The following is a 14236-nucleotide window of genomic DNA, read 5'->3' as shown; positions in this document are numbered from 1 at the left end:
TGTGGCCGCTTCTATTATTCTAATGTCTAATGACGTTTTTAAATTTCTACTATTGTAGATAAATCAATTCACAACAAGCGCAAGACTCTTTGATTCAATATTAGGCTATGAAAAGTAGTATATAAAAGATACATTAGTAACAGCATAGTTAATTAATTGACTACTTTTCGTATCGACTATTTTGTCCTGATTTTCTTTCTAAAATACACGCCAAAATAACATCTACTTTCATTGCTTTTAGTTCGAGTTGAAACTGGTGTCAAAAGTGAATATAGAATGAAGTAGTAGTTAAAAAAGCTTATTTTAGTGAGAGAATAAGATGGTAAAAGTTCAAGAATAAGAGTGAGAATTGTAAATGAAGTTTTTTTTGCGTGAGGGGTAGCAGCGGCATCCTTTTTTGTTTTGGATATACCTTATATATAGGACAAGAAATTTTCAAAACAAAAAAGATATAGTGGATGACCCGACGCTCGCAAAGTTTTGAAGGTAAATGCTTGTTTCTAGGATGTACTGTCATTTTCAAAACTTGGGGAGCGACACGCCCAAAGAAAGGATATACCTCTTGTAAACGCGTAGAGCGTAGAAATTTCCTATTCTTGCCTTAAATTCTGAAAAAATGGCTCAAAAACCTAGTATTCCAAAGGGAACACGTGATTTTCTTCCGTTTCAAGTGAAATCAATTCACAACAATCTTCTTCATCTTCTCTGCTATACCTTACTTGAAAATCCTCTCACAAAAACACAATTTGAATACGTATTAGTAATTATTTCAATTACTCAATAAATCAGTCTTGGTTATAAAGTGGTAAATATAATAACAGAAAATAAAAGCTTAAAAGAGAAGGCAATACAATAAAGGTTTGTGAAATATAAATGTTAAATTAGTGAATAGAGATGTTAAAACATAAACCTACAGGTTGATTTTATGAAAATAGTTGATATATTTGCAATAGTGCAAAACAGTTTATATTCTGTACAATATGATGGAAAGCCATATGATGAGTTTAAAACCTTATTTGATCAATGGCAGGACATAGAATATTTAGAAGACTTTTTTGAAAACAACAAGAAGGATTTAGAAAATGGCATTTACAAACACTTTTCAATTGAAGAAGCTATTGAAAGAACAACTCTAGAAGCAGCTAAGTTTGAACAAACAATCAGGAAATCTGCAGAAAATAGTATTTACAATCCAGATGAAGACAACACTTTAGAACATTTGATATTTAAATCTTTACACAAAGATATTTTAAATAATAATTACATAGAAAGTAAAGCCTATGGCGTAAAACATAAATCTTGGCTTAGAGTTTATGCAATAAGATTAACAGAGAATGTATATTTCGTTTCTGGTGGAGGTATTAAATTAACTAAAGCTATGACACCAGATCATCTTAAGAAAGAACTAAAAAAGTTAAGAACAACAACCCAATACCTAAAAGAAAACTTTATCGTTGATGAAGATGATTTAGGTTATCTAGAATTAGGAAGTTATGGAGAAGAATAAAAAAGAAATTTTAGCAAAATTAAATACTTTAACTAAAGGGAATAAAAGCCAATGGTTAGAAGATGCTAAATATAGAGCTGACAATCAAGAGTGGTTAAAAAAATCTCAAGCTATCGCTTTTAAAATATTAAGAAAATTAAGAGAGAATAAAACAAAACAAGTTATCCCCTCTAATCAAGCTCAATTAGCTCAACAGTTAGATGTCTCTGCACAACAAGTTAGTAAATGGGTAAAAGGAAAAGAAAATTTCACTTTAGAAACAATCTCTAAGTTAGAAGCAGTACTCTCTATAAAATTAATAGAAACATCTACATTACAAACAAACATTTTAAAGAGTACATCTTTTATTGAAAACGTATTTTACACTAGTAAAGGTCATGTTGAGTATAAAAAAAGAACAAGCAAAAAAGAAGCTAAAGTAGTTCATTTACAAAATGAAATAACAACTTCAGCATTCATTAAAAATTACGCATTACAATCATGAAAGAAGTAGGTTTTGCTTTAAGAAAAATTAATACTGAAGAATTTGCAACCATCGATACTGAAGTTGTTAATGTGAATGACATACAACTCAATATAAACAACGGTTTTGGCATTAATGAAGAAAACAAACTCGTTGCATGTTATTTTCATTTACAATTTGAGTTAAACGAATCGCCATTTATCATTTTAAAACTTAATTGTGAGTTTGAAATTGACGAAAGTGCTTGGGAAAGTTTTGTAACCTCAAAAAATAGAATAAAGTTTAAAAAAGCTTTTTTGCAACATTTAGCAGTTATAACAATTGGAACAGCTAGAGGTGTTTTACACGCAAAAACCGAAAACACACTTTACAACAAGTTTCACTTACCTACAATAAACGTCTTGGAAATGATAAAGAAAGATGAAATTTTCGATTTAGAAAAATAGAAAACTAAAAAGCGTTATCAAAACATGCTGAATTCAAGATATCAATGGAATTGATAATTAAATGAAGCCTCTTTCCATTTCATCATAATTCCCTCAAAAAAACGCACACCTATAGCTGAATAGTTTTTATTTATTAGGAGAGTGAGAAATGAAAATAAAGTTTTTTTTTGCGTGAGGGGTAGTAACGGCATCCTTTTTTGTTTTGGATATACCTTATATATAGGACAAGAAATTTTCAAAACAAAAAAGATATAGTGGATGACCCGACGCTCGCAAAGTTTTGAAAGTAAATGCTTGTTTCTAGGATGTACTGTCATTTTCAAAACTTGGTGAGCGACACGCCCAAAGAAAAGATATACTACTTGTAACCGTGTGAAGCGTAGAAATTTCCTATTTTTGCCTTAAATTCTGAAAAAATGGCTCAAAAACCGAGTATTCCAAAGGGAACACGTGACTTTCTTCCGTTTCAAGTGAACCGAAGAAATTATATTTATGATACGATTAGAACTGTATTTAAAAAGTATGGTTTTGCTCCTATTGAAACACCTTCGTTTGAACTTTCTTCGACTTTGATGGGGAAATATGGTGAAGAAGGTGACCGATTGATTTTTAGAATACTCAATTCGGGAGATAAAGTAAAAAAGGCTGATTTATCGGCACTTGAACAAGGAAACTTACCGCGTTTTGCGAATTCTCTTTCGGAGAAAGCATTGCGTTATGACTTAACTGTTCCTTTTGCGCGTTTTGTGGTTCAACATCAGAATGACCTTACTTTTCCTTTTAAACGTTACCAAATTCAACCGGTTTGGAGAGCTGATCGTCCGCAAAAAGGACGCTACCAAGAATTTTATCAGTGTGACGCTGATGTGGTGGGAAGTGACTCCTTATTATTTGAGGTAGACTTTATTCAGATTTTTGATGAAGTATTGTCGGCACTTAAAGTCCCAGATTTTACAATTCAAATTAACAACCGTAAGATTCTTTCTGGAATTGCGGAGGTAACAGGAGAAGAGGACAAAATCATTGACATTACTGTAGCCATTGACAAGCTAGATAAGATTGGTGAAGAGGGTGTAATTAAAGAATTGACGGAAAAAGAAGTGAGTCAGCAGGCCATTGACATGATTCGTCCTTTGTTTAACCTTAATGGAGACACACAAAAAATGTTGGCCTTCATGCAAGAGTTTTTGGCAGAAAGTGAAGTGGGTAAAAAAGGAATTGAAGAATTGGAATATGTATTTGCCAAAACAGAATTGTTGGGCTTACAAAATGCCAAGTTAGAATTTGACGTTACCCTTGCCAGAGGATTGAATTATTACACAGGAGCAATCTTTGAGGTAAAAGCCAATGGCGTAAAAATGGGTTCTATTTGTGGTGGAGGTCGCTACGATGACTTGACAGGACTTTTTGGAATGAAAGGACTTTCAGGTGTTGGAATTTCATTTGGCGCAGACCGTATTTATGATGTATTGACAGAATTAGAGTTATTCCCGACAGACATCAATCAAACATTGCGTTTTTTATTCATCAATTTTGGAGAGCAGGAAGTAGAATATGCTTTACCTATTTTGCGTGATTTAAGAAACAATGGTGTAACAGCGGAGATTTACCCGAGTAATGCCAAATTAAAAAAGCAATTTAAATACGCTGACGATAGAAATGCAGAATACACTGTAATTATTGGAGAAAGCGAATTAGAAAATAAAGAAATTACTGTAAAAGAAATGAAATCTGGTGAACAAGAAACTATGGCACTGGAATCATTCATAGCAAAACATTGTAAGTAAATGGAAAAATTGATACTCGATCATCAGGAATTTAAAATTGATTCATTATTTGATTTTATACAATCTGGAAATAAAGTTGAACTGGGAGAGAACGGACGTGAAGCAATTGCAAAATGTCGTGCTTACCTCGACCAAAAAATGGAAAATACGGAAGGAAATATTTATGGTATCAATACAGGATTTGGTTCGTTGTATGATCAATCCATTTCAACAGAAGATTTGGCCAAATTACAAGTTAACTTGGTGCGTTCGCATGCATGTGGAACAGGTCCAGAAGTTCCACAATCGATTGTCAAAACGATGATGTTGTTCAAAGCGATTGGTTTACATTATGGACATTCCGGAGTTCAAGTAGAAACGGTAGAGCGTTTACTTTACTTTTACAATAACAACATTATTCCTGTAGTTTACGAACAAGGGAGTTTAGGTGCTTCTGGGGATTTATCACCATTGGCACATATTGCTTTGGCCTTGATTGGCGAAGGAGAAGTTTATGTTGATGGAGAAAAACAAAATACAGCAGATGTAATTGCTCAACACGACCTCTCTCCTATTCAATTGCAATCGAAAGAAGGATTGGCCTTATTGAATGGAACACAATTCATGAGTTCGTATTTGGCACACAGTGTTTATGAGGCAAAGCAAATCATGAAGCAAGCCAACATCAATGTTGCGATGTCAATAGAAGCCTATGATGGAAGAATTGATCCATTTACAGCTTCTGTAAATAAGATTAGAAATCAGAAAGGTCAAATTCGAACGGCAGAAATAGTTTCAAAACATTTGGAAGGAAGTCAGTTCATTACCCAAGAGAAAGTACATGTTCAGGATCCGTACAGTTTCAGATGTGTACCACAAGTTCATGGAGCAAGTTGGGACACGATTGAATATGCTGAACAAATTGTTACAAGAGAAATTAATGCTGTTACAGACAATCCAACAATCTTCCCTGATGAAGACTTGGTGGTTTCTGCAGGAAATTTCCATGGTCAACCATTGGCGTTAACATTAGATTACTTGGCGATAGCATTGGCCGAAATAGCGAGTATTTCAGAACGAAGAATTTACAAGTTAATGGGAGGAATGCGTGATTTACCTGCATTTTTGGTAGCCAAACCAGGATTGAATAGTGGATTTATGATTGCACAATACACCGCTGCATCGATTGTGAGTCAGAACAAACAGTTGTGTACCCCAGCTTCAGTAGATACTATTGATTCATCGAATGGACAAGAAGATCATGTGAGTATGGGAGCCAATGCCGCTACGAAATTGCACCGCGTGGTTGAAAACGTATGGCAAGTATTAGGAATAGAATTGATGGCCGCAACGCAAGGTGTAGAGTTTAAAGGAGTTGATAAAACGAGTGTGGTATTACAAGAAGCACACAAAAATTTCAGAACAGCCATTCCTTTTATCAAAGAAGACGAATACATGTCTACCTATTTAAGAGACAGTAAAGCATTTATCAAAAAAAATAACCAATCGACACTATGAGTGAATTAGAGACTTTAAAAGAAGATAATGGGAATGATTCTGGATTTCCGAAAGGGTTACGGATTTTATTAATTTTAAGTAGTATATATATTGCCTTTACACTAATTGGTGCATTACAGCAACTTTTAGGTGGCCCATTAACAGAAGTTCAAATTGAAGAACAAGCTGCGGATATTTACGGAGGATTGGCGCAGTTAGAAGATGAGGGTTTTGGTTCTGACCTAAAAGAAATGGCCGAAACAATGATTAATAGTGCTATCTATACCAACAACGAAGTTTTTTACTTGAACTACACACTGAGGTTAATTGAATCGCTTATAGGTGCGATCGCTATAGTTTTAATGTTTCAATTGAAAAGAATTGGATTCCATGTCTATATCATTTATAGTATATTCCCTGTTATAGCGATGTATTTAACTATGCCACAAGAATTCATACTTACGATGTCGGTTGTTTCCTTGTTATTGATTGGTGCATTATTCTCCTTATTATATGGTAGACATATAAAGCATTTGAATTAGTATTTGTTTAATCAATTTATAAGTCACATTTTTAAATGGAATAGCTCAAAAAGTTATTCCATTTTTTTTGTGAATAAAAATTCAACACCCTTCACATTTTTGATGAATTTATTTCGCCTTGTATAAAACAAAATATAAGTACCTAAAATACATTCAAATACCATTTTAATTTAAAATTAAAAAAGTGACTAAAAAGTCATTTTTGGAGCTAAAAAGTAAATATTCAAAAAATAATTTTGTTAATTTTATGTTAAATACCTTTAAGGTTAATCCTATATAAAGAATTGATAACAAAAAATAAAATTAGACGATTGTTGTTTTTTTAAAGGTAAAAGACAAAATTGTCCCGATAGATTCCATAAAACTCGAAAATCAATAGTCCACAACCTTATACAAACCACTTTATCAATACATTACAACTGTTTATGAAATGAAATTCGAACTGAATTTGTCTATATATTTGCACCCGTTAAGAAAGATAAAAACGATTTACAAAGCTCAAATTTTAATCGATTTGAAGTAATAAACTTAAAAACAAAAGCGATGACAGAAGGAAACTTCATTATATCAAAAAGAATCAATTTATTTCAATTAAAAAGTCGTTCACGACTATTGAATATTCTATTGTTTCTGAGTACAATTTATATATTCTCAATGATGGGAACAGCAATTCAAAAATTAAACGCTGGACCTCTCACAGAAACTCAACTTCAACAAGAAATAGAAATGGCGTATGGTTCTAGTGAAATTTTAGAGTCAAAAGGATTAACACCAGAAACCATTCAAGCCATTCAATTAATTAAAGACAACGTTACTTATATCAATAATCATTCTTTTAATTTAACACATAACTTAATGATTATTATATCATTAATAGGGTTTACATCTATATTATTAATGTTTACCAAAAGAATGGCGGGGTTTTATCTCTACATAGTATACAGTATCGCTTCACTTTCATCATTATTCATCATTACACCTAAAGAACTCATTCTATTTACATCAGTATTACTAATAACAGTTCCAAGTGTAATCTTTGTTTTCTTATATAAAATTGGAATGAGAAGCGCTGTTGAAGAAAGAGAAATGATTTTATCATTCTCTGAAAAAGTTAATCTGCTGAACAAAAAATCGAAATCGCTCCTGTCACATTAAGGCAACATATTTGCTACTTACTGCACTTTACGAGACACACGATATCAGACCAAGTCTTCCGAAGCCAATAGGCTTCCTATGGTTACCTAACCTGCACCAACGAGCATAGGAATAAGCAAATCCAAGACTAATTGGAATTCCTCCTAAAAGTCATCCAAGGAATTGAAGAAACAAAGTATCCGAAGATCAAGAAAATTCCCACTCCCGAAACTTGGCGTTTATGAACCAATTATGCGAACTCATATTGATTTTTAAAATTCGTCGAAATAAAAATGAATAATTCAGAATTTTGAGTTAAAGGAGTCGAGTTTCAATATTTATTGTAAATGGAAAACTACCTAAATTAATACTATGCATGCCGAAGGCCTTGAAGGTTCATACAAAGAACAAGAAAATCGATGCATAAAAATGAACGCTCATCTGAAATAGCGGTTGCCAAAATCAGTTTGTTCCAACCTTTATTCTAGCATATATTTGGCATTACCATTCAATACAAATATTCAATAAGATTTACTTACCAGTTCATCAACCTCATGTTAGGTCATCTGACAAACACTATTGGCTTTATTTATTACGCAATACATAAAAAATATTGTACATGTTGCTTCTAGCTTTATTACGTAATTGATAAAACCAGAAAACTACTGTTTTTTACATTTTTGTTTAACAGAAATAAATTGAAAAGCGTATTTTTTTGACTGAAATTGACAAAAAAAAGTATTTTTTTTGTTAAATTTTAGTTAAAAAAACATAAGTATTAAGCCAAGATGAAGATTTATTAACATAAAATTAAGCTTAGACGATTGTCATATTTAAGAAGATAAAAGACAAAATTGTCCCGATAGAAATTTATTAAAGCTCCAAAAGGCAGGAAAAACGTAGTAAATTAGTGAATAGAAATCCAACGCATTACAATTTGTTAATGAAAATTAAAGTGAAATTGTTTGTATATTTACAATAGAAAGGATTAAGAAATCCTCAATGCAAAGCTCAAATTTTGATCGATTTAGAGGCATTAAAATTATTTAATACAGCAATTATGAATACCGAAAGCACTACAGTTTCAAAAACTTATAACCTACTACAATTAAAGAGTCGTCCCAAGTTGTTAAACATCCTATTGTTCTTGAGTACAATTTATGTTTTCTCAACATTAGGAACTGCTGTTCAAAAATTATCTGAGGGACCGATGACAGAAATCCAACTACAAGAAGAGATGGAACTAGCATATGGTTCTATAGAAACACTTACCGCACAAGGTTTAAGTCAGGACAATATTCAAGCAATTCAATTAATCAAAGACAATGTAGCATATATAAATAATCACTCATTTGATTTGACATATAATTTAATGATTGTAGTATCGTTACTTGGATTTTTATCGATTTTACTAATGTTCTCAAAACAAAAAGCTGGATTTTACGCTTATATACTATATAGCTTAGCATCTGTAGCTTCAATATTCATCATCACTCCACAAGATTTAATCTTATTTTCAACATTGTTGTTTGTTATTATCCCAAGTGTTGTATTGATATTTTTATACAATATGGCAATGAAAGAAGTTGAAACAAGAGATCAAATGCTACTTACATTTTCAGAATAATAAATAGATTTAGGCTTTTCGATACTAATTTACTACTACTTTTTATTTCCCTACTCTATATTTGATTAAGTAAACAAAAGCCAAGGTACATCCCATCATTGCCAAACCTGCCCCTACCAACATCGGTGTATTGTATGCAAATCCTAAACCAATAGGAATTGCTCCAAAATAAGCTCCAAGCGTATTCCCTATATTAAAAGCTCCTTGTCCTGCAGCAGCAGCCAAGGTTTCTGCTCCTTCAGCACTATTGATCAGCATCATTTGTAAACTTGATCCTATACTAAATGATATAGCTCCGGTTAAGAAAGACATAGGATAAGCCAGCCAAGTAACTTCTGAAACAAAATAACCCACAATTAAACATAGTGACATCGCCATAAAAGAAAACATGGCTGCGCGCGTAGGAATAAAAGTATCTGCAAGCTTTCCTCCAATTAAATTTCCAACGAACATACCCAGTCCAACCAATAGCATAATAATCGGAACATGTTCTTCAGCAACATGTGAAACTTTGGTAACCAAAGGACCAATGTAACTGATCCATGCAAATAGCCCTCCAGTTCCGATTGAAATGACAGAAATAATTAACCACGCCTCTTTCCTTGAGAAATAACGCAGTTGTTTACGCACATCAATTTTAGGCGACTCTATTTCGGGTAACCAAAAGTATATACTCGTTGCAGTGACCAATCCCAAAAAGCTGATCATTCCATAGGTAATACGCCAAGAAAAATTTTGTCCAATGTAAGTACCTAAGGGGATTCCGATAATATTCGCGATGGTCATACCAGTAAACATAATGGCTATCGCACTTGCTTCCTTACCAGGTTTTGCAAGTTTTGCTGCAACAACAGAACCTACACCAAAAAACGCTCCATGAGGTAATCCAGAAATAAAGCGAGAAATATATAGACTCCATTCATTGGGAGCCAATGAAAATATTCCATTAAAAATGAAAAACAAGAGCATAAAATAAAAGAGTACTTTTTTGGGTGACATTTTCGCCGTAGCCATCACCAAGGTTGGAGCACCAACAACAACCCCAAGCGCATACAAACCAATTAAATTGCTTGCTTTAGGAATACTTATGTTTACATCTTTGGCGATATCCATTAGCAGTCCCATCATACTAAATTCAGTCATACCTATGGCTAAACCACCGAATGCCAACGCCGTTAATCCTTTATTCATGGTCAATTGAATCGTTTTTTAAAGACGCAAAGGTATTCATAATTTTACGCTGTAAACATTCGATTTCAATAAAAATCGGATAAACACACGAAAATATAGGGAACATTAACAGACCAATATTCTTAAAGACATTGACTAAAAATTTAGAACATAAAAAAACGTACATTTTAAAATAGAATTATTGATTTAAAATGAGAATTCAATACGAATATGTATATTGTAAGAAATAGAATTAGTTTTGATGCTAGATCATTGTTTAAAAAAAAATGGAACTCATTAACCATTTAAAAAAAGTGGCGATTCCGAAAAGCCAAAAGAGTAGGATAAACATTATTTCTTATCAGTATGAAAATAATTAAATATTTAGCCATTGGTTCAGTACTCATTGCTTCAACATCACTCACAAGTTGTAAAAAAGAAGGGTGTACTGATTCAGCAGCAATAAATTATGATGAGAGTGCAAAAAAAGATGATGAATCTTGCAGTTTCCAAGGAGAGGCCGTTATTTGGTATGATGAATCTACGTCGCAGTCATTGACATTAGGAGGATCTTCGACATTAAAATACTACGTTGATGAAGTTTTAATTGGTTCGACTGATGCATCTGTATATTGGACTGGCGCACCTGATTGTGGGGCAAATGGATCAATCACTGTAACCAAAGATTTAGGAAACGCGAAAAGTAAAACCTTCACTTACAAAGTCATAGACAATTTAGGTTTTACGGTTGAATCTGGAATTTTAAATATCAGTGCCAACAATTGTGAGAACTTACAAATTTCTAATTAAGAATAATAGATTTTAAGTTTTAAAGTAAATCTATTTGTTTCTCTGTCTTCTTATCAAAAATTGCTCTTAAGGTTATAATGACAACTACTTTTAAGCAATTATTGCTATTTTTCACCTATTTTGAATTTAATTTTAAGTGGGTACATAAAGATTTCTCTTCACCCCATTAGAAAAGGATTCCATCGAATTGATAACAATCTTCGATTTTACAATCCGATAGAAATCAGATGTAGAAATCAAATAAAAAGTTTCAGGTATAATAGCGGGGAATCATTAAACTTATTAAGGAGAAAAAAGGAGATTATACTCCTGCTTCTCTTTTTGTAAATTGAATATATTCATTAGATTTTAGCTTTCTAATTGTACAATCAGTAAAATACTTTAGGAAAAAACACCAACTTTAAATCTCAGATGAACTCTTTAGAACAATTGTAGATTGTTTTTTCTGAATAATAACTAACTTGCTGCTCGAATCTATAATTCACTTAATTTACTATCATGAGTAAAAAAATAGCCGTTTTAAGAGGAATCAATGTAGGAGGAAAACGTAAGTTACTCATGGCAGATTTAAAGGAGTTGATGAATAAACTCGGTTTTAAGGATATTTTGACATATATACAAAGCGGAAACATTGTTTTCTCTTCAGAATTACCCCCTAAAATCATTGAAACGCAAATAGAGAAGGCCATCAAAGAACAATTTGACTATGATGTACCTGTAATCGTAAAAGAGGCGAAATCTATTGAAAAAGCAGTTCAAAACAATCCTTATTTCCATGAATCCATAGATTTAAAAACCCTACACCTCACATTTTTAAAAGACGTCCCTTCTAAAGACAATATCAAAGCAATTCTAGAAATAGATGTCAAACCAGATCAATTTACAATTGTAGAAGACAATGTTTATTTGTTTGTTGAAGGGAAATATCATCAATCCAAATTGACCAATAATTTCTTTGAGAAAAAACTTGGAGTTGGGGCTACGACAAGAAACTGGAAAACAACATTAAAGTTATTGGAGTTAAGTAAATCTTAAAACAATTACTTTTTTAAACGATCGGTTTTTGGATCATATCCATAAGGACAGTGTTTACATCCATTTTTGCAACAGTATCCTCTTTTCAATAAATATTGAGCTGTAAAAACAATGTATCCTTCCTCAGTTTTATAATAATCACCCTCTTCGAGTGGCACTTTCTTTTTGAACATATATTCTATTTATCTACTTAATGGGAAGAAAAATGCAACACGGTATATTAAGGGAATATACTTTCCTACATTTGGATTATTAGGGTTTTTAACCTGCATAAAATAACCACTACTCAAGGGAGAAGGATTTGAAGTTAATGGATCAGATACAGCATCCGCAACATCATATAATATTCCAAGATTTAAACGTACAGCTCCAAAATCATGAGAAACTCCACCACCTAAAAGAGCAGTAAGTTTCCATTCTTTTTGTGGTTTTACTGTTCTATATGGATTTTTCAATACTTCTATTTCCGTTCCTAAGAAAAACCAATCTAAAAATCGATAATGTAAGAATCCTCCACCACCATAAAGATGTGCTCTACTTTCTGTACCTAAATATTGATTTTGACTAAACAAATATTGGTACCTGAAACTTGGTCCAAAAGCAACTGTTTCATCTTCAACCAAAGCCCATTTCACGGCACCACCAATTGTTCCTCCATTTGTTGAAACGGTGGCAGCTTGAATTTCAACTCCTATTTCATGAGACAAAGTTTGAGCCTGACCAACAAACGAGGATAAAACAAATAGAATTACACAGTAAAAACGTATCATATCTCTATATTTTATACGAAAATAATGGTTTTTCACGTCAATCATAATTTATTTCGTCTAAGTTGTTTTCCTTTTTCAAGCAAACCTTTCCAATGACCCGATTTGTAATAAATAAATCCAACAATTGCAGCCATAAAGTTTGAAATCGGAAACGACCACCACAATCCGATCTCATCAAAAGATGTGTTGTTTGACAGTAGGTAAGCGACAGGAAAGCGAATCATCCACAATGAGAAAATGGAGATCAGCAAGGAAACTTTTGTAAATCCAGCACCGTTAAATACACCATTTAAAACTTGCTGTAACCCCAAAAGACCGAAACTTGGTCCCATAATTTGAATAAACAAAGCACTATCTTGAATTACCTGTGGGTCATTAGGCACAAAAAAGGCAGTAATGGGCTCAGCAAAAATATACAACAGTACACCAATTCCCGTTAGACCAAAAAAGGCAATCTTCGCACTTAAATCTCCAACTTTCTCTGCTCTTCCAATTTGATTTGCTCCAACATTTTGTCCAACTAAAGTTGTTGTTGCGATAGAAAATCCTAATGCTGGAATTACAATTAAGCTCAATACCCTCACACCAATTCCGTAGGCTGCCACAACTTCACTTCCGAAACTTGTTACCAACACCACTAACATCGTCATCGCTCCTGCCCTTGCCGATTGTTCTAAACTCGATGGAATCCCTAAAGCAAACATTTTTTTGGTCCATGCAAAGTCCCATTTCATCTGTGGCCACTTTATTTTAATTCCTCTCTTTCCTTTAAATAAAATTCCAATTCCTACAATTGCCGAAACTCCTTGAGTAATAACACTTGCAATTGCAGCACCTGCAACACCCATCCCTTCAAATGAACCATATCCAAAAATAAATAAGGGATCTAAAACCAAATTCAGTAAAACAGTTCCCAGTACGATGTACATTGGTAACCACACATTCCCAATTCCTCGCATTAAAGATTGAAATACAAAAAACATGAAAAGGAAAACAAATCCAAAGGATGAATATTTAAAATAAATAACGGAATCATCCAATACTTCTGGTCCAGCTCCAATCAGCTTCATCAAAGGTTCTGAAGCATGAAAAGTGATAAAGGAAAGTAGAATTGACAAAAAGAAAATCACAAAGACCGTTTGCGAAGAACTATAATTCACATCTCGCTGATTTTTGGCTCCTTTAGCTTGTGCTACAATTACAGATCCAGCCAAAGTTAAACCTGCACCTAAAGAAAGAATTAGAAACAAAATTGGAAAACTTAAACTAACAGCGGCCACAGCATTTGCACCAATTCGACCTAACCAAAAAGTATCAATTAACTGATACATACTTTGCAAAGCATTGGCTAAAATAATAGGTACAGAAAGGTTGATGAGCGAACTCAATATACTTCCTTCGGTTAGATTTTTTTCTTTGGCTTTTCTCAATTTATGCTTTGATTTACTATTGATTTTTAATTTCCGACA

The 14236-nt window shown here is 32.9% G+C and carries 14 protein-coding genes and 1 CRISPR repeat array (1 of these 15 cut by a window edge); of the genes, 10 read left to right on the top strand and 4 right to left on the bottom strand.

Features of this window, described 5'->3' with window-relative positions; translation table 11 throughout:
• Positions 1 to 60: a CRISPR direct-repeat array (repeat unit 36 nt; unit sequence GTCTAATGACGTTTTTAAATTTCTACTATTGTAGAT); it reaches 1304 nt to the left of the window's first position.
• 865 nt (positions 61 to 925) lie between these two features.
• The 8 genes from DXU93_RS06520 to DXU93_RS06480 all read left to right on the top strand — a co-directional run bounded on the left by DXU93_RS06520 (position 926) and on the right by DXU93_RS06480 (position 8982).
• Positions 926 to 1507: a hypothetical protein gene (locus DXU93_RS06520; RefSeq protein ID WP_123776067.1), complete on the top strand. Its 582-nt coding sequence runs from the start codon at positions 926 to 928 to the stop codon at positions 1505 to 1507.
• Positions 1494 to 1991, top strand: a complete 498-nt coding sequence (locus tag DXU93_RS06515) for a helix-turn-helix domain-containing protein (RefSeq protein WP_116880471.1) — start codon at positions 1494 to 1496, stop codon at positions 1989 to 1991. Before DXU93_RS06520 ends, DXU93_RS06515 begins: the two co-directional genes overlap by 14 nt.
• A complete protein-coding gene (locus DXU93_RS06510) occupies positions 1988 to 2416 on the top strand; it encodes a hypothetical protein (protein ID WP_116880470.1) in 429 nt (142 codons plus the stop codon). Before DXU93_RS06515 ends, DXU93_RS06510 begins: the two co-directional genes overlap by 4 nt.
• Positions 2417 to 2832: 416 nt before the next feature.
• Positions 2833 to 4203 carry a histidine--tRNA ligase gene (gene hisS, locus DXU93_RS06500; protein WP_116880468.1) on the top strand — a complete coding sequence of 457 codons (1371 nt, stop codon included), beginning with the start codon at positions 2833 to 2835 and terminating at the stop codon, positions 4201 to 4203.
• The gene (hutH, locus tag DXU93_RS06495; RefSeq protein WP_116880467.1) at positions 4204 to 5700 is read left to right on the top strand and encodes a histidine ammonia-lyase; all 1497 of its coding nucleotides are present in this window, start codon (positions 4204 to 4206) and stop codon (positions 5698 to 5700) included.
• Entirely contained in the window at positions 5697 to 6221 is a 525-nt protein-coding gene (locus DXU93_RS06490; protein WP_116880466.1) for a hypothetical protein, read from the top strand. The genes hutH and DXU93_RS06490 overlap by 4 nt, the downstream gene beginning before the upstream one ends.
• 543 nt (positions 6222 to 6764) lie before the next feature.
• The gene (locus DXU93_RS06485; protein WP_116880465.1) at positions 6765 to 7376 is read left to right on the top strand and encodes a hypothetical protein; all 612 of its coding nucleotides are present in this window, start codon (positions 6765 to 6767) and stop codon (positions 7374 to 7376) included.
• 997 nt (positions 7377 to 8373) lie between these two features.
• Positions 8374 to 8982 carry a hypothetical protein gene (locus tag DXU93_RS06480; protein WP_123776066.1) on the top strand — a complete coding sequence of 203 codons (609 nt, stop codon included), beginning with the start codon at positions 8374 to 8376 and terminating at the stop codon, positions 8980 to 8982.
• Between the two features lie 42 nt (positions 8983 to 9024).
• Here DXU93_RS06480 and DXU93_RS06475 read toward each other — a convergent pair whose 3' ends face one another.
• The gene (locus DXU93_RS06475) at positions 9025 to 10173 is read right to left on the bottom strand and encodes an MFS transporter (protein ID WP_116880463.1); all 1149 of its coding nucleotides are present in this window, start codon (positions 10171 to 10173) and stop codon (positions 9025 to 9027) included.
• A gap of 345 nt (positions 10174 to 10518) precedes the next feature.
• Between DXU93_RS06475 and DXU93_RS06470 the strand changes: the two genes are divergently transcribed.
• Together DXU93_RS06470 and DXU93_RS06465 are read left to right on the top strand one after the other, a co-directional pair.
• Entirely contained in the window at positions 10519 to 10962 is a 444-nt protein-coding gene (locus DXU93_RS06470) for a hypothetical protein (RefSeq protein ID WP_116880462.1), read from the top strand.
• Between the two features lie 498 nt (positions 10963 to 11460).
• Entirely contained in the window at positions 11461 to 11997 is a 537-nt protein-coding gene (locus DXU93_RS06465) for a DUF1697 domain-containing protein (RefSeq protein ID WP_116880461.1), read from the top strand.
• Between the two features lie 5 nt (positions 11998 to 12002).
• Here DXU93_RS06465 and DXU93_RS15015 read toward each other — a convergent pair whose 3' ends face one another.
• The 3 genes from DXU93_RS15015 to DXU93_RS06455 are packed head-to-tail and all read right to left on the bottom strand — an operon-like array spanning position 12003 to position 14197.
• On the bottom strand, positions 12003 to 12170 hold the full coding sequence (locus tag DXU93_RS15015) for a DUF5522 domain-containing protein (RefSeq protein ID WP_165851350.1): 168 nt from the start codon (positions 12168 to 12170) through the stop codon (positions 12003 to 12005).
• 9 nt (positions 12171 to 12179) lie between these two features.
• Entirely contained in the window at positions 12180 to 12767 is a 588-nt protein-coding gene (locus DXU93_RS06460) for a hypothetical protein (RefSeq protein ID WP_123776065.1), read from the bottom strand.
• Positions 12768 to 12808: 41 nt separating this feature from the next.
• Positions 12809 to 14197 carry an MATE family efflux transporter gene (locus DXU93_RS06455; RefSeq protein ID WP_116880459.1) on the bottom strand — a complete coding sequence of 463 codons (1389 nt, stop codon included), beginning with the start codon at positions 14195 to 14197 and terminating at the stop codon, positions 12809 to 12811.
• Between the last annotated feature and the right edge of the window lie 39 nt (positions 14198 to 14236).

The organism is Brumimicrobium aurantiacum, from assembly GCF_003402975.1.
GTDB classification, from domain to species: domain Bacteria; phylum Bacteroidota; class Bacteroidia; order Flavobacteriales_D; family Crocinitomicaceae; genus Brumimicrobium; species Brumimicrobium aurantiacum.
This window is presented reverse-complemented; position numbering and strand designations above follow the sequence as displayed.